Annotated in this window: 16 protein-coding genes; 5 read left to right on the top strand and 11 right to left on the bottom strand. The window is 51.9% G+C overall.

What is annotated here, in order from left to right; translation table 11 throughout:
* Positions 1-5: 5 nt before the first annotated feature.
* Both zds and AC5JMP_RS11795 read right to left on the bottom strand, forming a co-directional pair.
* Positions 6-1,475 (bottom strand): 9,9'-di-cis-zeta-carotene desaturase, encoded by a 1,470-nt coding sequence (gene zds / locus AC5JMP_RS11800; RefSeq protein WP_495851657.1) that lies wholly within the window; start codon positions 1,473-1,475, stop codon positions 6-8.
* Between the two features lie 101 nt (positions 1,476-1,576).
* The gene (locus AC5JMP_RS11795) at positions 1,577-2,374 is read right to left on the bottom strand and encodes a TIGR00297 family protein (RefSeq protein ID WP_495851656.1); all 798 of its coding nucleotides are present in this window, start codon (positions 2,372-2,374) and stop codon (positions 1,577-1,579) included.
* A 318-nt stretch (positions 2,375-2,692) separates the two neighbouring features.
* On the opposite strand from AC5JMP_RS11795, the gene AC5JMP_RS11790 reads away from it, so the two are divergent.
* Together AC5JMP_RS11790 and pgsA are read left to right on the top strand one after the other, a co-directional pair.
* Positions 2,693-4,054 (top strand): DUF3370 domain-containing protein, encoded by a 1,362-nt coding sequence (locus AC5JMP_RS11790; RefSeq protein WP_495851655.1) that lies wholly within the window; start codon positions 2,693-2,695, stop codon positions 4,052-4,054.
* Positions 4,051-4,587 carry a CDP-diacylglycerol--glycerol-3-phosphate 3-phosphatidyltransferase gene (gene pgsA, locus AC5JMP_RS11785; RefSeq protein ID WP_495851654.1) on the top strand — a complete coding sequence of 179 codons (537 nt, stop codon included), beginning with the start codon at positions 4,051-4,053 and terminating at the stop codon, positions 4,585-4,587. Before AC5JMP_RS11790 ends, pgsA begins: the two co-directional genes overlap by 4 nt.
* 207 nt (positions 4,588-4,794) lie before the next feature.
* Here pgsA and ftsH2 read toward each other — a convergent pair whose 3' ends face one another.
* Positions 4,795-6,681 carry an ATP-dependent zinc metalloprotease FtsH2 gene (gene ftsH2 / locus AC5JMP_RS11780; protein WP_495851653.1) on the bottom strand — a complete coding sequence of 629 codons (1,887 nt, stop codon included), beginning with the start codon at positions 6,679-6,681 and terminating at the stop codon, positions 4,795-4,797.
* Between the two features lie 577 nt (positions 6,682-7,258).
* On the opposite strand from ftsH2, the gene fcmB reads away from it, so the two are divergent.
* Together fcmB and AC5JMP_RS11770 are read left to right on the top strand one after the other, a co-directional pair.
* On the top strand, positions 7,259-8,338 hold the full coding sequence (fcmB, locus tag AC5JMP_RS11775) for a filament morphology actin-like protein FcmB (protein WP_495851652.1): 1,080 nt from the start codon (positions 7,259-7,261) through the stop codon (positions 8,336-8,338).
* 55 nt (positions 8,339-8,393) lie between these two features.
* Entirely contained in the window at positions 8,394-8,975 is a 582-nt protein-coding gene (locus AC5JMP_RS11770; protein ID WP_495851651.1) for a hypothetical protein, read from the top strand.
* On the opposite strand, the gene AC5JMP_RS11765 is transcribed toward AC5JMP_RS11770, so the two are convergent.
* The 5 genes from AC5JMP_RS11765 to AC5JMP_RS11745 all read right to left on the bottom strand — a co-directional run bounded on the left by AC5JMP_RS11765 (position 8,972) and on the right by AC5JMP_RS11745 (position 15,479).
* On the bottom strand, positions 8,972-9,481 hold the full coding sequence (locus AC5JMP_RS11765; protein WP_495851650.1) for a hypothetical protein: 510 nt from the start codon (positions 9,479-9,481) through the stop codon (positions 8,972-8,974). The two genes, AC5JMP_RS11770 and AC5JMP_RS11765, sit on opposite strands and share 4 nt — an antisense overlap.
* A 171-nt stretch (positions 9,482-9,652) precedes the next feature.
* Positions 9,653-11,113 (bottom strand): glutamate--tRNA ligase, encoded by a 1,461-nt coding sequence (gltX, locus tag AC5JMP_RS11760; protein ID WP_495851649.1) that lies wholly within the window; start codon positions 11,111-11,113, stop codon positions 9,653-9,655.
* Positions 11,114-11,279: 166 nt separating this feature from the next.
* Entirely contained in the window at positions 11,280-13,631 is a 2,352-nt protein-coding gene (locus AC5JMP_RS11755; RefSeq protein WP_495851648.1) for a hybrid sensor histidine kinase/response regulator, read from the bottom strand.
* Positions 13,628-14,002 (bottom strand): response regulator, encoded by a 375-nt coding sequence (locus AC5JMP_RS11750; protein WP_495851647.1) that lies wholly within the window; start codon positions 14,000-14,002, stop codon positions 13,628-13,630. The genes AC5JMP_RS11755 and AC5JMP_RS11750 overlap by 4 nt, the downstream gene beginning before the upstream one ends.
* Positions 14,003-14,030: 28 nt before the next feature.
* Complete coding sequence (locus AC5JMP_RS11745; RefSeq protein ID WP_495851646.1) at positions 14,031-15,479, bottom strand: ATPase domain-containing protein; 1,449 nt, start codon at positions 15,477-15,479, stop codon at positions 14,031-14,033.
* A gap of 585 nt (positions 15,480-16,064) precedes the next feature.
* On the opposite strand from AC5JMP_RS11745, the gene AC5JMP_RS11740 reads away from it, so the two are divergent.
* A complete protein-coding gene (locus AC5JMP_RS11740; protein ID WP_495851645.1) occupies positions 16,065-16,817 on the top strand; it encodes a phosphatase PAP2 family protein in 753 nt (250 codons plus the stop codon).
* Positions 16,818-17,129: 312 nt separating this feature from the next.
* Here AC5JMP_RS11740 and AC5JMP_RS11735 read toward each other — a convergent pair whose 3' ends face one another.
* The 3 genes from AC5JMP_RS11735 to AC5JMP_RS11725 all read right to left on the bottom strand — a co-directional run bounded on the left by AC5JMP_RS11735 (position 17,130) and on the right by AC5JMP_RS11725 (position 19,577).
* Positions 17,130-17,888 (bottom strand): alpha/beta fold hydrolase, encoded by a 759-nt coding sequence (locus AC5JMP_RS11735; protein ID WP_495851644.1) that lies wholly within the window; start codon positions 17,886-17,888, stop codon positions 17,130-17,132.
* A 26-nt stretch (positions 17,889-17,914) separates the two neighbouring features.
* The gene (gene fldA / locus AC5JMP_RS11730; RefSeq protein ID WP_495851643.1) at positions 17,915-18,427 is read right to left on the bottom strand and encodes a flavodoxin FldA; all 513 of its coding nucleotides are present in this window, start codon (positions 18,425-18,427) and stop codon (positions 17,915-17,917) included.
* Between the two features lie 121 nt (positions 18,428-18,548).
* On the bottom strand, positions 18,549-19,577 hold the full coding sequence (locus AC5JMP_RS11725) for a chlorophyll a/b binding light-harvesting protein (RefSeq protein WP_495851642.1): 1,029 nt from the start codon (positions 19,575-19,577) through the stop codon (positions 18,549-18,551).
* Between the last annotated feature and the right edge of the window lie 210 nt (positions 19,578-19,787).

Here is a 19,787-nt window from a genome sequence, read left to right as displayed (position 1 = left end):
CGCGGCTAGTATTTGAACAACCCTGAGCCTTTCACCTTGTATCCCGTCGGCTCTAGAATTGCCGCTGCCGCCTGTTTGCCCGAAATAGTCGCGCCTTCCATGCTGTCAATGTAGTCCTGCTGCGTGTAGCTGCCTGCCAAGAAGAAATTGGACACAGGCGTTTTTTGTGCGGGACGGTAGAGATCCATTCCGGGATTTTCTCGATAGAGCGACTGAGCTAGCTTGACGACGCTAGACCAGGTCATGTTCAAATCACGCGAGGAGGGAAACAGCTCATGGAGCTGCTTTAGGGCGTGCTGAACAATGTCTTCGTTGCTCATTTTGACGAACGGATCGCCAGGAGTCAGCACCACCTGCATCAGGGAACCCTGCCCTTCGCGATAGTAGTCTTTGGGGCTAGTGAGAGCCAGATCGGCGAAGCAGGAAAAGTCGGCATCGGCGCTGTACAGCAGGTTGTCCATCCCGGCGGCGTGGTCGAGCTGCTTCCTCTGCTCGGCATCCTGCAATTCTGTCACCCAGCCATCAAACCTGAGCTGCACCGTAACGACGGGAACCGCCTCCAGCTTGTAGATATTGTCGAACTCTTTCCAGGTGCGCCATTCCGGGGGCAGTAACCGTTGAATGCCGGGAATATCGCAAGCTGCGAGGTAAATATCGGCAGCGATCGCCTCATCTTCTTCCCCATTGGCAACCAGAATGCCCGTCACCTGCGTTGCGCCATCCTGCTCCTCAAACAAAATCTTGCGGGTCTGGCGGCGGGTATGGACTTTGGCTCCGCGCTCCTCCAGGTAGTTGAGAATTGGCTTGTGAATGTACTCGTCGGGCGATCCGGCCAGCATATTCAGCCGCGAAGCCTCGGTCTTGGAGGCAAACATCATAAAGATGGTCAGCATACAGCGCGCCGAAATCTGCTCGGTGTCAATGAAGCCCAGCGCTAGGGCGATCGGGTCCCACATCCGCTCTAGGCTGTGCTGTGAACCACCATGACTTCTAAACCAGTCGGCAAAGCTGATGCGATCGAGGTTACGAATCATCTTCATCGCCAAGTCATAGCTGACTAATCCTGGCACAATCGGGCTGGTGCCCAGAGCGATCGCGTTCTGGAGCTTGTCTTTGAGCGTCAGCTGCCCGGTTGTGAAAAATGCCTTGAGTCCATGAAACGGCGCACCTAGCAGGAAGCGAAAATCCAGCTTGCCGATTTCGCCTCCACGATTGACAAAATTATGGACATGCTCTTTGGGCAGCAGCGCCTCAAATGCTCCCACATGACGCATCAGGGCAAACAGGTTGTTGTAGTTGTTGAAGAACACATGCAGACCCATTTCAATATGGTTGCCTTCTGCATCAATCCAGCTACCCGCCTTGCCGCCGACAAACGATCGCGCTTCAAATATTTCTACTTCATGTCCAGCGTCTACCAGTTCTACGGCAGCCGCCAACCCAGCCAATCCCGCTCCAACGATCGCAACTCGCATTCCTACGCATTCCTGAAGAGTCTCTTTACGTATCTTAAAAGAATGCGACTCACTTCAGCTAGGCGCTAGGCGAAATTGCTCTTGTCTATAGCGAGGTGAGATCAAGTCAAAGCCTGAAAAGACAGCACCAGCAAGACGGCAGCGATCGCCCCCATCAGCGTGTTTACGATGTTCACCACTTCATTAGTCAGCCAGTCAAACTTAGATTGCAGAGTTGCACCGATGACGCTTTCTAGATTGGTAGCAATGAAAGCCGCAATCATGCACCACAGAATATCGATCGGGGTGATGAGTCCCACCAGCCAGCCGACGATCGCCAGTGTTGCCGAACCCACAATGCCCGCCAGCGTCCCTTCCAGGCTGACGGCTCCTTCAGTGCCGCGATCGACGGGCTTCAGCGTAGTAATCAAAAAAGTGTGCTTGCCGTAGGCTTTGCCCACTTCGCTAGCGCAGGTGTCTGAAAGCTTGGTGCTGATGCTAGCCACATAGCCCAAGAGCAGGAGAAAAATCACCTGCGCTGACCAGGGAAGAGGCGCGGCAGCCAGTCCGTAGGCTCCCAAGGCACAAAGCGTAGCGATGAAAGCCGATCCCCAGACGTTTTCAGGCCCTCTAGCCCCCGATCGTTTCTCGGCAATTCCGGCTGCTTCTTTCTGCTTCATGCCAATCCGCGTCACGGCAGAACCCGCCAAAAAGTAAACCATCATGACGACATAGCCCCGCCAGCCTAACGTCCCCCAAAGAATAATCCCCAGAACACCCGCGTGAATCAGTCCGGCAGGAGTCAACAGCTTTTTGGGCACAACCCAGGCGATCGCTACCAAAATTGCGTTGAGTCCAATCGCAAAAGCCCAGGGTGCCAAGACATCTAGAGTTGTAAAGGAATCAAGGGAGTTGAGCATAGCGGTTTTAGATTTTGGATTTTGGATAGAAGGAACTAGGGGCATCTAGCGTAGGCTACCCAGGATTCTATATTTTGAGGCAAGAGGGCGATCGTAAAGCCTTAGAATACTGCCATTGCAGGTTTTGTCCACAGTTCATCAGCCCCCATCTGACCCTAACCTAAACAATAAACGCGACAGAGGATTCTGCAAAACTCACACATAACAAATCTCCTACGGCTGTCGCCCGTTTGCTTAGGACATTTAGAGTAGGGCGAGCGCCCCTAAATGCCCCCGTCCTAACCGCCTTGGCGGTTGCTATAAAATCTAAAATCGATAATGTTAATCTTTCCCCTAGCACAAGCCCTGCCCCCCTCTCTGCCCCAGCCCCCAGAAATTGTGCAGATGCAGGTCGTGCGTCCTTTGCCAGGACAGCTTAATCGAGTGCCTGTGTTTAACAGCAATAGCCCGGAGCTAGTGCAAACGGAAGGCATTTTGCTGTCCACGTTTCCGCCCCAGAATAAGCAGCATCCTGCGGCTCATCTCAACTTTCTGTTTGATGGCGAGTTCGATATTTTTGCCCATCATGCCTTTCGCGCCCTAGCCCCAGATAATTTGAGCAGCCTCTATTTGGGCATTATTGTCTACAATCCGAGCGATCGCCCCGTCACGTTAGAAACGCTGCAAGCCGCCAGCTACCTCAGTCAGCCTGATGCGCCCTTCATTCAGCTCCCTTCAGTGTTGGACAATTTACAGGGCGACGTATATGCGGGGCCAGGGAGCCGCGCCATGAGCGATATTTTGCGCGGCAGACGGCAAGATTCCTTTCTGCCCCAAATTGTGATTCCGCCCCAAGAGTACCGCATGGTGATGAACCTGCCGATTCCGGTTGCCACTCTAGAACCGCCGCTAAACGGTCGCTCGACGCTGATGCGGCTGCGAAGCGATGGCAGAGTGTATGTTGCCAGCTTGGCGCTCTTGGCACGCCGCAATGCAGACGGCAGCGATCGTCCGCCCGATCTAGAAGAATGGCGATCGCTCCTGGAAAACGGCGAATTGGCAGGGGCACGCGATCGTCCGCCCTCCCTGAGAGATAACACGCTGCCCACCAATCAGATCGTCTATGGTCGAGTGGCTGGAGTGGCGCGGGGCGATCGCTGGCAGGCGCAAGTTACCGACAGTTCCACCAGCACAGAACTTAGCATTCCCGCTGCTGGAGCCGCTTTTTCCTACGGGCTTAGCACTCTGGCACGGGGCAGGTTAGGCTCAAGGCAAAGCCAAACGGCTCCTATTCTAGTGCGCTATCCTGATACTGCTTACGAAGCCCACGGCAACTACGGCATTGAATATGATCTGACCTTGCCGCTTTACAACCCTACAACTCAGACCCAAATCGTGACGCTGACCGTACAAACTCCCATCAAGGAAGATCGATCAGAAGGGCTACGTTTCTTTGATTCGGCTGGTCAATCCAGTCAGACATTTTTTCGCGGCACGGTTCGATTTCGCTATAACGACGATCGCGGTCTTCCCCAAACGCGCTATTTTCATCTGGTGCAGCGACGCGGACAGCAGGGCGAACCGCTCGTGACGCTGACTATGCCGCCTAGCAGCCGTCGTTTAGTCGAGTTCAATTTTCTCTATCCCCCCGATGCCACACCGCCGCAGGTGTTGACCATTCAAACCGAGGCAGAACAATGAATCTCCCCACCCTAAATCTGCCTACTTGGATTACGGTTTCACGTTTGTTTGGCGTACCGCTGCTGCTATATCTGCTCTACCAGCCTAGCGATCGCTCCCGCTGGATTGCCCTAGCAATTTTCCTGATTTCTGCGGGAACAGACTGGCTCGACGGCTATCTGGCGCGGCGGCTCAACCAGGTGACAGACTTGGGCAAATTCCTCGATCCGCTGGTGGATAAACTGCTGGTATTTGCGCCATTGCTCTGTCTGATTGAGCTAAGACAAATACCTGCCTGGGGCGTATTTCTGATTTTGGCACGAGAGCTAACGATCGCGGGATGGCGAGTCAACCAGACTCAGATTTCTGGAGCCAATATTTGGGGCAAGCTCAAAACCGTCAGCCAAATTGCGGCGATCGCCCTTCTGATCGCACCTTTGACCTCATTTGAATATGTTGCACTCATCGCCTTCTGGATTTCTGTCGCCTTGACGTTAATCTCAGGCTTCATTTATCTTCTGCCCGCCCCAAACAATGCGGCATCTAGTAGTTGACGCAGTTAAAACCAAGTGTGACAGAATAGCAACCGCCAAGGCGGTTAAAACGGGGACACTTAGGGTAAGGTGCGAAGCGTCCCACCCTAAATGCCCTAAGCAAACTACAGCCGTACCAATCTTGAACTGATTCATAAACACTCAAACATCAAAAAGCTGAGCAGATACCTGCTCAGCTTCTAAGTTTCAGCCCTTCAGCTTTTCAGTCTACAGCCTCGGCATAACCTCTTCCTTCTCAGGAACTACCGTGTACTCGGCAACAATTTGACGGAACTCGTCACCGTCAATTGTCTCTTTCTCAATCAGCAGATCCACCAGACGATCGATTACTGTCCGGTTCTCACGAACGATTTTGCAGGAGATGTCGTAGCAGCGTTCGACGATCGATCGCACTTGAGCATCAATCCGGGCTGAAATCTCTTCAGAGTATTCCGATCGAGTTGTCCAGTCTCGACCCAAGAAGACCTCACCCTGCTGGCTTTCTAGCGACAGCGGCCCCAAATCAGACATGCCGAAGCGTGTCACCATTTGGCGTGCCATGCCAGACACCTGCTGCAAGTCTCCCCCAGCGCCTGTAGTCACTTCAGCATCGCCAAAGATTTCTTGCTCAGCCGCTCGTCCGCCCAGCGCCCCAGCGATCCGCGCCATCAGCTGCGATCGAGAAATCAATCCCTGGTCTTCGGCAGGAGTAAACCAAGTTAAGCCCTGCGCTTGCCCTCTGGGGATCAGAGTGACTTTCTGCACCGGATCATGCTCCTTGATCAGCGTCCCGACGATCGCATGACCAATTTCGTGGTAGGCAATCAGGCGCTTACTCTTGCTGTCCACCAGCGGAGTACCCTCCATCCCGGCAACCACGCGATCGACTGCATCGTCAATTTCTGCCATCGTGGTGGCATCTTTGCGGCGACGTGCCGTAAGGATAGCCGCCTCGTTCAGCAGGTTTGCTAGGTCAGCACCCGTGAAGCCCGGTGTCCGTCGAGCGATCGTTTCCAAAGAAATGTCAGGAGCCAGCTTTTTGTCGCGAGCGTGAACCTGTAAGACCTCTAGGCGACCTTTGAGATCGGGTGCATCTACCTGTACCTGGCGATCGAACCGACCGGGACGAAGCAGCGCCGAATCCAGCACGTCAGGACGGTTGGTTGCCGCAATGATAATGATGCCCGTATTGCCCTCGAAGCCGTCCATTTCCGTCAGGAGCTGGTTGAGGGTTTGCTCCCGCTCGTCGTTACCGCCGCCGATACCCGCGCCGCGCTGCCGACCCACTGCGTCAATTTCATCGATAAAGATGATGCAGGGCGCGTTCTCTTTTGCTTTCTTAAACAGGTCGCGGACGCGGGATGCGCCGACACCCACAAACATTTCCACAAACTCAGACCCAGAGATGCTGAAGAAGGGCACGCCTGCTTCGCCAGCGATCGCCTTTGCCAGCAGAGTTTTACCCGTTCCTGGAGGACCAACCAGCAAAACGCCCTTGGGGATCTTTGCACCCACTGCCGTGAAGCGCTCTGGCTTCTTCAAGAAAGTTACGACTTCTTGAAGGTCTTCCTTTGCTTCTTCAACGCCAGCCACGTCGTCGAACATTACGCCTGTCTTGGCTTCCATCATGAACCGAGCTTTAGACTTGCCAAAGTTCATCGCCTGACCTGGCCCACCTGGCACGTTGTTAGACCGCCGAAACAGGAAAAACAAACCGCCAATCAGCAGAACCGGGAAGATGAGATTGCCCAGCAGACCCCAGATGGCACCATCGCTGCGAGGAGGGTGCACATCAAAGCTGATGTTGTCCTTACGCAGCCGAGTGACTAGCTCAGGCGAATTGCCAGGAAGATCGACCCGAAGCCGCTGTACCCGATTATCTAGCTCTGGATCTTTCGCTTCCACGATCGCCGTGCGTCCACCCTCGAATAGATCAACGCTGACGATCCGCCCCTGATCCAAATAGTCTAGAAAACGCCCGTAGGTCATGCGGGTGTTAGCGGTATTGCTGCCCATGTTAACAGGTGAGCTGGAGAACGCACCCTGCCATACAAAGAAGCCAATAACCAAAAATGGTAATGTCCAGAGAAGAACAACTTTCCAGGAAAGCTTCATAGATCAATCCGCCCTTAAAACCAAATAAAGTAGCAAAGCTTAGAACCGTAAAACTTAAAAACTGTTGAATTAAACGTGCTTAAGTTAAAAATGTCTCAGAATCAGCCATTTTCCGCAAAACTAACCCGTCAAAAACAGATCTGTAGGTGGAAGATTCTGACTAAACTGAGAACGAATCTTAACTAAATTTAACCTAATTTTGAAACTTCGAGCAATTAAACTAACCCACGTTGCTGAATTCTAAGCGTGATCGGAGAGCGATCGGCTCAGGCAATGCCCGGTTTAGCCCATCACCCAGTGAATATTAGCGAACATTTGTACTATTTTTAGCGATCGTGTGGTAAAACACAGGTGGATTGAGCAGGATTTGTCACAATCAGGTCTGATCCGTTGAGCCTGATATTAAGCCCATGGGATGATAAGGCTATCGCTAGCTTGCTTGGGACGTTTTTCCAAAAATGTCCCCGCCTTAACCCCCTTGGCGGTTGCTATATCGGCAGATGTTTATAGACAAAGCTATTTTTATTCAGACTATTTCCTGCTCACCTGTTCATAAACAAAGAGGCTACACAAAGTCATGGTCAGCAAACCCCCTGCTACTCTTCCCGTCACTGCTTCAATGACCGTCCTCAGCGTTGACTTAGGTCGCACCTCCACCAAGGCAAGCGCCAGCCGTGAACCCGAAAAAGTAGTGCTCATTCCGGCGAACGTGGCGCATCTCACCGTTGAGCAGGTGCGGCGCGGCGGCTTTGAGTCGCAGCCCACCGACCCACTGATGGATATTTGGCTGGAGTTTCAGGGGCGAGGCTTTGCGATCGGTCAACTTGCCGCTGACTTTGGCGCAAACCTCGGCGTAGGGCAATCCAAAGTGGAGGATGCTCTGGTCAAGGTGCTGGCCTGCGTCGGCTATTTTGGGCTGAAGGGAGAAATTTCGGTGGTCGTAGGGCTGCCCTACTACTCGCAAGAGCAGTTTGACCGCGAGAAAGAGCAGGTGATTAGTCTGGTGCGATCGCCCCATGTCATGAGCTATCGCGGCGATTTTGTTGCCGTGGATATCCAGAATGTCTGGGTGATGCCGGAGGGATTTGGCAGCCTCATCTGGTGCGAAGCACAGGACAAAAAAGCCGCTAGCCCCGATTTTCCTAGCCTCTCGGTGGCGATCGTCGATATTGGGCACCAAACTACAGATTTTTTGATGGTCGATCGCTTTCGGTTTGCTAGGGGCGCATCGAAGAGCGAACCCTTCGCCATGAGCCAGTTTTATGAGCAAGTTGCTGCCCAAATTCAGGGAGCTGACAGCCAGTCTCTCTCGCTGATTGAAGTGGTTCACCGTCCTGAAGGCGAACGGTTCTACCGTCCGAGAGGCGAAACCAAGCCGACGAATCTAGATGACATTCTGCCTAGCTTGCGCAAAAGCTTTGCCCGCGAACTGAGCGATCGCCTCATCACCTGGCTGCCCGAACGGGTGACCGATGTAATTGTTAGCGGCGGTGGCGGTGAGTTCTTCTGGAACGATTTCCGTCCGCTGTTGCGGGAAGCCCGACTCAAAGGACATTTGGCAAAACCCTCTCGTCAGGCAAATGCGCTGGGGCAGTATATTTATGGCGAGGCGCAGCTGGTGGCGATGGCGAGTAAGCTGGCGGCAGCAAAGGGATAAGGAGCGTGGAGAATAAAGAGTGAGGAGTAGGAAGTAGGGAGTAGGGAATGGGGTGATGAGCGATCGCAAAGAAAGAGCTAGTCCAGACCGATCGAGTTCAGAGCGGTCTATTGCAGATAAGTCGGGCTATGTCGTTAACTTTGCTCAGGCTGAAGCCGATCAGGCTTTGCTGCGGGCAGTGACTCAGACCCTGGAGGCGCAGTCGCTTAGCTTCAGCGACTTGTGCAAGCGATCGCTCCAGCTTTTTCTTAATTCTTCAGAGAGGTTCAATCCTCCAGAACTGCCGCAGTCTGTGGCTGCCCTTCAGCAGCAGGTGCTAGATCTGCAAGTGCAAATGGCACGACTGGAGGGCAAAGAGGAGGCACGCCAGCGCTATGCCCTGCGCAAACTAGAGCAGCAGATGCGGGAACTGGGCGATCGCCTAGACACACTAGAGCGCAAGGAATTTTTGGAGCAGCAGGTGCGCCACCTTACCGATCGGTTGGCGCGACTGGAGATCCCGGAGGCGATCGCGGCTGATGCCAGTTACTCGTCTCGTGCGCATTTAGACAACCCAACGGCTCCAGAAGTCGAGCAAGTCCCTCAAGAAATTGATCCTTTACTCGATCGCCTGGGGCCGCTACTCGAAGATTTCTAGGGCTGCTGGAGTTCCGTGATGCGCATCACGTAGGGATGATATTTTTGGCTGTCATAGGAGCCAATCCAAACTTGGTAGGTGCCCGAAAGCCACTTGCCCGCAATGCCCGGATTTTTTCCGGAGTAGTCGTCATTGCACCAGACTCCTCCGGGGCCGCGAATTACCAGGGTGGTATCTTCTGGGCTTTGGACTTGCAAACTGAGGTAGTTGAAATATTGCGTCAGGACGATCGTGTGATCGGGCTGAGCGTCAATGAAGCCATTGCAAGGACCTGTAACTGTGTCTGCCCGTTCTGCAACCTGACTAGCCGCCGCTTCGCCCCCACTAATGCCGCGCACCGTCGTCGGATCGGGGGTAAAGCTGGGGCTAAGAGTGACGTTTTCAAAGATGGTGGTGGGACTTTGAGCGATCGCGGGCAACCCAGCCCACAGTCCCGTCACCAAACCCGTTCCTAAAACAATCGCTTGAGAGATTCTGATACCTAAGTTCAGCCCTGGAAGTTGCATGGGGTGTATGAATAGCTGATTTTGCGAACGCTGCACGAACTGTGCAATCTGTTAGAGCAAGTGACCGAGTTTAGAAGTGAACTGTTCCAAGATTTATGCTTATGGCTGTCGCCAGTTTGCCTAGGACATTTATGGTGGGGCGCTTCGCGCCCCACCATAAATGTTCCCGTCCTAACCGCCTTGGGGGTTGCCATGACTCCCTTGACTGACCGCTAAAGCCTGCTTCAGGCGAGGCAAATCCATCTTGTGCTGATTGAGCAACAGCCAGGACTGCACCAGATCAGGCCCATGCATATCGCCCGTGAGAGCCGCCCGCAGCGATCGCATCACGACGCCTTTTTTCACGCCTGCCGCCTTCACGCCTGCCTGAATCACATCCTGAACGTTGGTTTCCGTCAGCGAAACGGTTTCTAGCGCCTCAATAATGCCTCCCAGCGCCGTGGCGACCTTTTCTTGCTGGAGCTGAGTCGTTGCCTCCTCCGTGAAGCCTACATCTGCCACAAAAAGATATCGGCTCATGGCGACCGCATCCTCTAGCCGCACTAGGCTTGGAGCCAGCAAGGCCGTAAGCTGCTCTAGCCAAGGGCGATCGCTCACCTCACAGCCTGCTGCCTCCCAGTAGGGAATGAGCAGATCCGTCAGGCGATCGATCGGCATGGCGTGGAGATACTGACTGTTGAGCCAGTTGAGCTTGTCCCAGTCAAACTTGGCTCCTGCTTTGTTCACCCGTTCAAAGCCGAAATTTGCGGCTGCTTCTTCGATCGAAAAGATCTCAGCCATGCCTTCCGGCGGCGACCAGCCTAGCAGCGTCATGTAGTTGGCGATCGCCTCTGGCGTGTAGCCCATCTTCTGGAAATCCGAGATGGAGGTAACACCATCCCGCTTAGAGAGCTTTGCCCCTGCTGTGTTGAGAATCAGCGGCGTGTGTCCAAACAAGGGTAAAGCTGCACCCAACGCCTCATACAGCAAAATCTGCTTGGGGGTGTTGCCAATGTGGTCTTCGCCGCGAATGATGTGGCTAATCTGCATATCAATGTCATCCACCACAACCACAAAGTTATAGAGCGGCTGACCGATATCGCCTTCTGCTGCACGGGCAATCACCATATCGCCGCCCAAGTCTCGCCCCTTCCAGGTGACGGTACCGCGCACCAAGTCAGTCCAGGAAATTTCGCGATCGTCCTCGATCCTGAAGCGAATCACGGGCTTGCGTCCTTCGGCTTCAAAAGCGGCGCGTTGCTCAGGCGTAAGGTGACGATGGCGATTGTCGTAGCGCGGAGCCTCATTATTTGCCTTCTGGGCTTCACGCATGGCATCCAGCTCTTCGGGCGTGTCATAGGCGCGATACACCAGCCCTTTATCCAATAGCTCCTGGATCTTCTGGCGATACAAATCCATGCGCTGCGTCTGATAAACTGGCCCTTCGTCCCAAGTCAGACCCAGCCAGGTCAAGCCCTCCATGATGTTTTCGGTGTATTCAGGGCGCGATCGCTCCAGATCGGTATCCTCAATCCGCAACACAAAAGTACCCTGGTGATGACGGGCAAATAGCCAGTTAAAGATGGCAGTTCTCGCCGTGCCAATGTGAAGCTTTCCGGTGGGGCTAGGAGCAATGCGAACGCGAACAGACATAAAAACTCAAGATAATTAGGAAAACCTGATGCTGGGATAGCTTATTCACAGGAATAATTTATCTCAGTGAATAAGCTGTCCCATCCTTAAGAATTTTAGCGGGTGATGGGAAGATTCGGGCTTACGCGAACCGTAATGAACTGAAAAGCCCTAAGCAAGGCTTGACCTACGCTAGGCTCCGTATTAGCTCAGAGACAGCTGCAACGCCAGCGACCGGATCGATCGGCTTTGCCATATGCTTTTGAAAACCCACCTGGTAGGCTCTCTGCTCATCAGCTTCCCCGGCGTAAGCCGTTAGCGCAATCGCCGGAATTTTTCCTTGAGGACTCGTCAGACTTCGGATCTGCTGCATCAGCGCGTAGCCATCCATTTCAGGCATACCAATATCGCTGATCAAGAGATCAGGAGGAGATTGGATTAGGGACTGAAGTGCTTCGCTGCCAGAGCCGACCACCGTGACGGTTGCGCCTGCTTGCTCTAACGCAAAAGCAATGAACTCCCGCGAGTCAGGATCATCATCCACAACTAAAATTTTTATGTCGCTCAGATCGCCCGTACATTGGGGCGATCGCTCTAATGCTTGCGGCGCGGTTTTTGAAGACATCAGCGGCAGACAAACGGTAAAAGTTGCGCCTTGATCTTTGCCGGGACTCTCTACCCTCACCATGCCACCATGCATCTCAACTATTTGACGAACGATCGCCAAACCTAATCCTAAGCCGCCAAATTTGCGGGTCGTTGCGCCATCCTCCTGACGAAAATGCTCAAACACATGGGGCAAAAAGTCGGGTTGGATGCCCTTACCGCTGTCTCTGACTTGAATCTGAGCCTGGTTTTCGACTTGGATTAGCTCAATAGAAATCTCTCCGTCAGCGGGCGTGAATTTGACGGCATTTGTGATGAGATTCCAGACGACCTGCTGCAACCGAGTCGTATCACCCAATACATACCCCACCTCTGGGCTAAGCCGTAGATTAAGCCGAATGGCTTTGGCATCGATGGCAAGACGCACGGTATCGATCGCGCTCATGACCACAGCCGATAAATCAACGGGCAGCATCGTTAGAGTAAGCATACCGCGCAAAATTCGGGAAATGTCCAGCAGATCGTCAATCAGCTGCACCTGAAGTTTGGCATTACGCTCGATCGTCGCCAGCGCTTGAGTCGTTTTTGCGGCATCTAGCTTGCCGCGTTGCAACAATGTTGCCCAGCCCAGAATGGGATTCATGGGCGTACGCAGCTCATGGGACAGCACCGCTAGAAACTCATCTTTGACGCGATTGGCGCGTTCAGCCGCTTCTTGTCCCCGCTTCTGATCGTCAATATCGGTGACGGTACCAATCCAGCTGGCAATTTGACCCGATCGATCATGGCGCGGCACCGCTCGACTCACAAACCAGCGATACATCCCGTCTCGACGGCGTAACCGATACTCCACCTCAGCTTGTTGTCCAGCTGCCACTGCCAGTTGCCAACTTTGCACAATCCGCTCCCGATCGTCTGGATGCACGGCAACAAAGCAGCCAAACCCCAGCGACTCGGCTTCACTTAGCCCCGTGTAGCGATACCACTGCTGATTGAGATAGGTAATCTCCCCTGTAGGCTGCATTAGCCCTACAATTTGGGGCATGGCTTCCGCTAGATCTCGATAGCGCTGCTCACTTTCTTGCAGAGCCAGCTCGGTATATTTGCGATCGGTAATGTCTTCAGCAACGCCCGCCAATCGACAAGGCTGCCCCTGGGCGTCATACAAACTAAAGCCGCGATCGCGTATCCAGCGCACCGCACCATCAGGTTGAATAATCCGATACTCTTCATCATTCCGACCATTTGCGATACAGCGTTCGGGTGCAGTGCGCATCTGTGGGCGATCGTCAGGATGCACTGTCTCAATCCAGATACTAAAATCGTCGTACAGCTCTTCACGAGAACGTCCCCAAATCTCTTGATAGGCAGGACTCAGATAAATCATTTGCTGAGTTTGCAGATCAAACAGCCAGAACACGCTAGGAATAATCTCAGCCATCTGGAGGAACTGCTCATCGCTGTAGCGTTGAGCTGAGATAGCCCGATCTCGTTTCACTTCAGCCTGCTGTCGAGCCTTAATCTGCTCTGCTGTGATCTGTTTGGAAGCTTGAAGCTGTAGCGAAAGCTGGCGCGATCGTAGCAGGATCTCAACCCTTGCCTGCAATTCAAGCTTTTCAATCGGCTGAGTAATCAGTTCATCAATGCTTTTCCACAAATACCGCGTTCCATACTTTACGCCTTGCCGACTGGTACTCAGCAGAAACGGCAGCAAAACAGGCTGCTCGGCAGAGCGTCGGACTTGTACTGCCTGCCAGAGCTGATCTAAAGTTCTAGGCCCAATAATGCATAGGTCGAAAGACTGCGACAACAGCGACTCATCAATGCCATCTGCGTCTGGTTCTAACTCAATCACCTGATAGCGAGGCTGAAGCCATTCCGATAAAAGACGGCGGTTCTCGCGGTGTTCCAGAAGCAGTAAAATCCGATTCATTCTGATCCTTTCAGCAAATCCCGAATGAGCTGTGCAAATTCCCGCATGGCTAGAGGCTTTCCTAGCAACCCCATTGCTCCAGAGGCAATGCTTGCTTGCTGAATGGCAGAATGGTGGCGTGGTGAAACCACTAAAAAAGGAATTCCCTGCTCACGAAGCTGCTGGCATACCGTCCAAACGCTGGAATCAAACCCAGTAATGTCTATAAGTGCCAGGTTAATTGTATTCGAGGGGATTAGGGTGCGGGCAACCTCCTCTAGAGAGATTACGGGCAAAGTCTGATAACCCTGCTTCTCTAAAAACTGCGTCATCAAAGTTAGGTTGTGACGGTTGCGATCGAGGATCAGGATTTTTGGAGGAGCTTTGGGCATCAGGGCTTCAGACCTTACACATCAGGCATTACAAGAGGTGACGTTTGTCTGCCCATTCTGGGATTCCACTCAGCAGTCCGCGTAGATGCGCTAGGGGTTGACCTATTTTTATCCCCTCTGAGGTAATGTCTAGCTCTCTCAGCGTCCGTTCAAAATCAGAGAGCCTTTTCTTAAGCACCCCGATCGCCTTACGCATTTCACCCTGCATCTCCAGATAGCGCAGAAACAAAATGTTGTCGGCGAGATAGCTAATGCCAATTTCGGTAACGCGAAAGTCTCCCGTAATGCTTTCAGTCTCATTCACCAAGATGACCGTTACGCCAACATTCTGAAGATACTTACAGAGAGAATGCAGATGGGTGATGAGCGCTGTCCCTCGCACTGATAGCTGATAACCCGCAGTGCTGTCAATCATCACGACTCGAACATGATGCTGGTCTACTTCCTCTCGCACTCTGCTAGCAAACTCATCCGGGCTAAGATCCATTGGCTCGATTGGCACAATTGATAGGGTGCCCGATTCAATCATCTGCCGTACGGGAGTGCTAATTGCCTCGGCTCTGTGCAGTAGAGTGCCCACCTGCTCCTCAAACGTGTAGAGTACCGATCGCTCTCCACGCTCTGCGGCAGCTTTCATAAATTGCAGACCTAGAGAGGTTTTGCCGACTCCCGTAGGGCCAGTCAGAACCGTGATGGTTCCGCGCTCAATGCCGCCATGCAGCAACCGATCTAGCTCTGGGATACCAGACGAAATAACCTCCATTGCAAAATTCTGTTCATATTGCTCAGGGCGCAGTCGAGGAAACACTTCCATACCTGTCTTTAGCAGCCGTAGGGTGTGTGAACCTGCTCGAAAGGACGAACCGCGAAATTTGGTGATGCTAACGCTGCGATCGCCTTCATCTTGGCAAAGCTCAATCACGCCGTCGCTCATAAACTGCAGATCGTCATCTGGATTAGCGACATTGCTTTCAGAAGCAAACAGAACTGTAGCTCCCTGCTCTAGCAAAAACCGTAAAAAAGACAGAACCTGCTTACGAAACTGGAATACATCACTCGATAGATAGCGAAACTGTGTCATGGCATCAATGAAGACCCGACGCGGCTGGATCTGCTGCACACATTCCACAATTCGCTCTGTGGTCGGCGCTCTCTCAACTTCAGATGGAGAGAAGATATCGTAAGTTTCCACTTCTGTAAAAAAGCTAGAGCTAGGGCTAAGGTCGAGAAAGGAAACGCCTTTAGTATCAAATCCTAAGCGACTGGCATTTGACCGCAGCTGGGCTTCAGATTCTCCTAGAGAGATAAAAAGTGTTGGCTCATCCAGCGCTGCACCAGCTATCAAAAACGCTAGACCCAGCGTAGTTTTGCCGACTCCAGGCCCTCCTCTCACCAAGTAAGCTTGTTGAGGAATTAGCCCACCCTCTAGCACTTCATCTAGTCCTAGGATTCCACTTGAAAGACGATCGTGTTGCATGGAGTTTTAGACTGTTGTAGCTTAGGGGTTAAAAGCAGTTCGGGAATTAACAGCGGCTCAGGAATTAATAGGTTTGTTCAACCCTTTCATGTTCAGTTTACTCAAGCAAGTGTCATAGCAACGCCGTTGAAAATTGCCCATAGATGTTTTTCTACAATCACAGGCATTTCCATACGCAAAGTAGCAGAGAAATAAAGGCTGTATCCTCTACCTAAAGCCGTAAAACGGTACCGCTAAACACCGCAACCACAGACTCAAATCACAGCCTTTTACCCTGCTAGCCAGAATAGATTAGTCAGAATAGATAGCTGTTCTGACCAGGCTAGTTACCTAAAAGACCCAAGGCATCCTCTCAGAGCAAATATGGCATTACGTCATTGAGTTATTTTTTGAGAGCTGCGCGACCCTCAAAAAATAACTCATTGGATCTAAGCAAGTAGCGCTATACAGCTATCGCCAGTTTGCTTGGGACATTTTGGGTGGGGCGCTTCGCGCCCCACCCAAAATGTCTCCGTCCTAACCGCCTTGGCGGTTGCCATACCAGTAGAATAATCATTGAAGAATTTCTTATTAATCTGAGGTGGCATGGCTAACGGCAGTTTTTCACGCCCTCATTCTTTTAATCAGTTTCTCAAGCAATGGATGAGTCGCCATTGGCAGTCAGTCACTGTAGCGCTATTGGGTGTTCTGATTCCTTTACAGGCTTTCCTCATCTTGGCGCTAGTAATCTGGAGACACCAGGGCGGACTTCAGTGGGACATCGCAATTCTGAACGGGGTGCATGGGATGGCTAGCCCTCAGCTAGATGCCTTCGCCAAAGTCTTGACCAACTTTGGCACAGCATGGGGAGTATTTCCGGCTGTTGGGTTAATTGCTTTGTCTCTACTGTTTTATCGACGCTGGCGATCGCTCACCTATGTTTTGATCACCACTATAGGATGTGGCATGATCAACACGAGCGCTAAGGCATTTTTGCACCGCGATCGCCCTAGCCTATGGGAGCATTCTTCGATCCATGGTTTTTCTTTTCCTAGCGGTCACGCCATGTCAAGCATGGTGCTGGTAGTAGCTTTGACTGTGCTAGCGTGGAAAACTCGCTGGCGCGGATTGGCGATCGGTCTGGGCAGCTTATTTGTGACGGCGATCGGCTGGACTCGACTCTATCTGGGCGTTCACTATCCCAGCGATATTTTGGCAGGATGGATGCTGACATTGGCTTGGGCAATTAGCGTCAGCTTAATCGTGCGACCGAACTTTCAGCCCCCCAATCTACTAGAAATCAATGCGCTAGAAAATCAAGAAGAGAGCGTGCCTGCAGATGAACTGATTCCAGACTGACTCCGTTTTTTAGACGAACATTTTACCCGTAGACAACCCGGTGGTAATACTGCAATTGGCGATAAAGCGATCGGCTCATAGTCTAGGCAATTAATAGCTTCTTCCGACAATGCTCTACAGGGATGCACTGTACATTTCAGCCGATAGTCTCCCGTAAAGAAAGCACAGCGGCTACAGGGAATTTGATGGAGCCGTCGCAATCGGATGATGCCCTCCTGTACCGCGAAACAAACCGCCACGAGAAACATCATCAACAGAATATAGAGGCAAGCTGAACACAAAAAATGTAAGGGTTCATTCATAACCAAATGACTAGAATGGAGAGAACGATGTACGAGAGGCAGGATGAGTTGGAGTCTGTAATGATGACCAAAATTTAGAGATCTGATCGCCCGTCAGCGCCGACTGGTTGCAGTGGAAGAAGTATTCACCTTTAGGGCAGAGCCAAAGGCGATCGCCCTCTTTAACCCAATCCCGCCATCCTTGAAACAAATTAGGGTCAATAACAATGTCGTCTGCCCCTCCACAAACCATCAGAGGGACAGGAACGTCACCGGGCGGGATACTCACTCGCTGGAAAAGCGTATGGGGCGAGAGTGATGTCAATAAGTCTCGATCTAGAACTTTGACCCAAGCTTGAGTGATCGATCGCGATTGGCGACCCAACAGGTTGTAAACCATTTGGGTGAGCAACACGAGACGACTGCAACTCAGAAATTGCGCTTGAGCGTAGTAGTGAGCCTGCCAGTCTACTGCCGGATACACCCCGACTGACAACAGCGTTAGTGATTTGACCCGCTCTGGATGCTGGCGGGCATAAAGCAAGCCCAGCAGCCCGCTCGTGCTATGCCCAATGAGGTGAATCGGGCGAGGTTGATGCTTCAAATAGTCATGGAGTAAAACCAAGGCAGCGTCAAATGAGTTGGGTTCATCTAACGTCTGAGAGTACTCCCATCGCGCCACGCTATGAGACTGCGATAGTCTGCTTAGCAAAGGGCGATCGAACTGGCGCAAAGCTGGACTAACGCTCAACCAAACAACATCCGGCAGAACTTCTGGCAATTTAGACATTTAAGGCTCACTTCATGTGCAATTTTCTACAGACCAAACTCTCGCTTGAGTTGTGTTACCCAAGACTTGATTCGGCTGTCCGTCAGTTCTGACTGGTTATCTTCATCGATCGCCAGTCCCACAAACTTCCCATCCCTAACCGCTTTCGACTCATTGAAGTCATAGCCGTCCGTAGACCAGCAGCCTACTGTTGTACCTCCCAGAGATAAAATCTTCTCTTCCAAAATTCCCATTGCGTCCTGAAAGTTGTCAGCGTAGCCCACCTGATCGCCCACACCAAAATACGCCACTTTTTTACCCGTGAAGGCGATCGCTTCTAGCTCATCATAGAAGCCTTCCCAGTCACTTTGCAGTTCGCCAATATTCCAGGTAGGACAACCGATAATGATAAACTCGTAACCCTCAAAATCAGTCGTATCGACAGTCGATACGTCATGTAAATCTACAGCGCTAGATCCGCCCAATTCTTTTTGGATTATCTCTGCGGCGGTTTGAGTGTTTCCAGTTTGAGTACCGTAAAATAAACCGATCTTTGCCATATTTCCCCCTAGATAAATTTCTCGATCGTTTTCTATTTGTGAACAAATAGAATCGAATGGTGAATGAAGAGAGGAGAGTTCCAGACAATCTATGGAACTCCCCATAGCGTCAGGAAAAGAACTAAACCTCTACAGAGTTAAGGGCACGTTCGACTCGTCTAAAATCAAAGCCGATCGCCCGTAGTGCGTGCCAGAGATGACCTTGCAAAAAGAAGAACGCTAAAAAGAAATGAGCGTTAGCAAGCCAGCAGCGAGACGTGTGGGCACCTGAGGGTAAACCTACCGTATCTGCAAAGTAAGGCACGACACCCAACTTGACTTCTAGAGGTGCCCCATAAAATTCCGGTGGATAGGCTAGCGTGTTCACTGCGCAGAAGTAAGCCGCTACAAACCCCGCTAGGGCAATTCCACCCAGAGAATAGGACAAGATCGCTTCACCCGAAAAGATCAGAACCTTTTTCGCCCAATTCAATGGAGGCACTAAAATATGCCAGATGCCACCAGCTATTAGCATCACCCCAACAAAAATATGTCCGCCGACCAGATCTTCCAGACTGCTAATGTTCGCAAAGTGAGTCTGATAGCCGTGATTTACGGCTGGATTCAGTGTGGGTGATGTGATAACGCGAACCGTCTGCGTTGTTGAATCATAAAGCCCTCCCCAATACATGGCTTTAGCCGCCAGCAACAGCGTACCTGCCCCCAAAAACAGCAGGTGATGCCCCAGAATCAACCCCAATTGCTTGGAATTATCCCAGTCAAAGTGAAACTTTTTGGCTTGACCCGTTGCGGTTTTGAGATTTTCGGGTGCCCGGAATGCGTGGAATAACGCACCCGCTCCCAGCACAGCCGATGAAATCAAGTGAATTGCACCCACGACAAAGTAGGGATACGTATCGACAATCTGACCGCCATCTCCTACCCCCCAGCCAAGAGTTGCCAGATGAGGCAAAAGAATTAGCCCCTGTTCCCCCATGGGTTGAGCAAGATTAAATCGGGAAATTTCAAACAGGGTGAAAGCCCCTGCCCAAAACGTAATTAGAGCTGCCTGAGCCACATGGGCTGAAATAAATAATCCAGACAGGTTGGCGAAGCGGGCATTTCCTGCCCACCAATCATATTTCACGTCGGTATTGTCATAGGTCTGCATATTTGCATTTCTCCTTAATGAGATTAGCTTTTGCTCAGTTTGCTGTGGGCAAACAGGATTAGTCGCGACAAAATCAGGCTTTCAGCTATAGAACTGGAAGCGCTTAACTCTTCTCCTCGCAAAATGCCAGAACAGCTAAAGAGCTTAGCTATTCTGAAAGCACTTCAACAAGGCAGGGGCTATCGTCGGCACAAACTTATAATTGAGAAT

The sequence above is a fragment of the Drouetiella sp. genome, assembly GCF_059504425.1.
Note: the sequence above shows the minus strand (reverse complement) of the source record. Positions and strands in the feature narration are given on the sequence as shown.

What these genes read in the sequence shown, in the direction of transcription:
- zds (WP_495851657.1), bottom strand. Translation starts at nt 1,475, where the DNA reads ATGCGAGTTGCGATCGTTGGAGCGGGATTGGCTGGGTTGGCGGCTGCC.
- AC5JMP_RS11795 (WP_495851656.1), bottom strand. Translation starts at nt 2,374, where the DNA reads ATGCTCAACTCCCTTGATTCCTTTACAACTCTAGATGTCTTGGCACCC.
- AC5JMP_RS11790 (WP_495851655.1), top strand. Translation starts at nt 2,693, where the DNA reads ATGTTAATCTTTCCCCTAGCACAAGCCCTGCCCCCCTCTCTGCCCCAG.
- pgsA (WP_495851654.1), top strand. Translation starts at nt 4,051, where the DNA reads ATGAATCTCCCCACCCTAAATCTGCCTACTTGGATTACGGTTTCACGT.
- ftsH2 (WP_495851653.1), bottom strand. Translation starts at nt 6,681, where the DNA reads ATGAAGCTTTCCTGGAAAGTTGTTCTTCTCTGGACATTACCATTTTTG.
- fcmB (WP_495851652.1), top strand. Translation starts at nt 7,259, where the DNA reads ATGGTCAGCAAACCCCCTGCTACTCTTCCCGTCACTGCTTCAATGACC.
- AC5JMP_RS11770 (WP_495851651.1), top strand. Translation starts at nt 8,394, where the DNA reads ATGAGCGATCGCAAAGAAAGAGCTAGTCCAGACCGATCGAGTTCAGAG.
- AC5JMP_RS11765 (WP_495851650.1), bottom strand. Translation starts at nt 9,481, where the DNA reads ATGCAACTTCCAGGGCTGAACTTAGGTATCAGAATCTCTCAAGCGATT.
- gltX (WP_495851649.1), bottom strand. Translation starts at nt 11,113, where the DNA reads ATGTCTGTTCGCGTTCGCATTGCTCCTAGCCCCACCGGAAAGCTTCAC.
- AC5JMP_RS11755 (WP_495851648.1), bottom strand. Translation starts at nt 13,631, where the DNA reads ATGAATCGGATTTTACTGCTTCTGGAACACCGCGAGAACCGCCGTCTT.
- AC5JMP_RS11750 (WP_495851647.1), bottom strand. Translation starts at nt 14,002, where the DNA reads ATGCCCAAAGCTCCTCCAAAAATCCTGATCCTCGATCGCAACCGTCAC.
- AC5JMP_RS11745 (WP_495851646.1), bottom strand. Translation starts at nt 15,479, where the DNA reads ATGCAACACGATCGTCTTTCAAGTGGAATCCTAGGACTAGATGAAGTG.
- AC5JMP_RS11740 (WP_495851645.1), top strand. Translation starts at nt 16,065, where the DNA reads ATGGCTAACGGCAGTTTTTCACGCCCTCATTCTTTTAATCAGTTTCTC.
- AC5JMP_RS11735 (WP_495851644.1), bottom strand. Translation starts at nt 17,888, where the DNA reads ATGTCTAAATTGCCAGAAGTTCTGCCGGATGTTGTTTGGTTGAGCGTT.
- fldA (WP_495851643.1), bottom strand. Translation starts at nt 18,427, where the DNA reads ATGGCAAAGATCGGTTTATTTTACGGTACTCAAACTGGAAACACTCAA.
- AC5JMP_RS11725 (WP_495851642.1), bottom strand. Translation starts at nt 19,577, where the DNA reads ATGCAGACCTATGACAATACCGACGTGAAATATGATTGGTGGGCAGGA.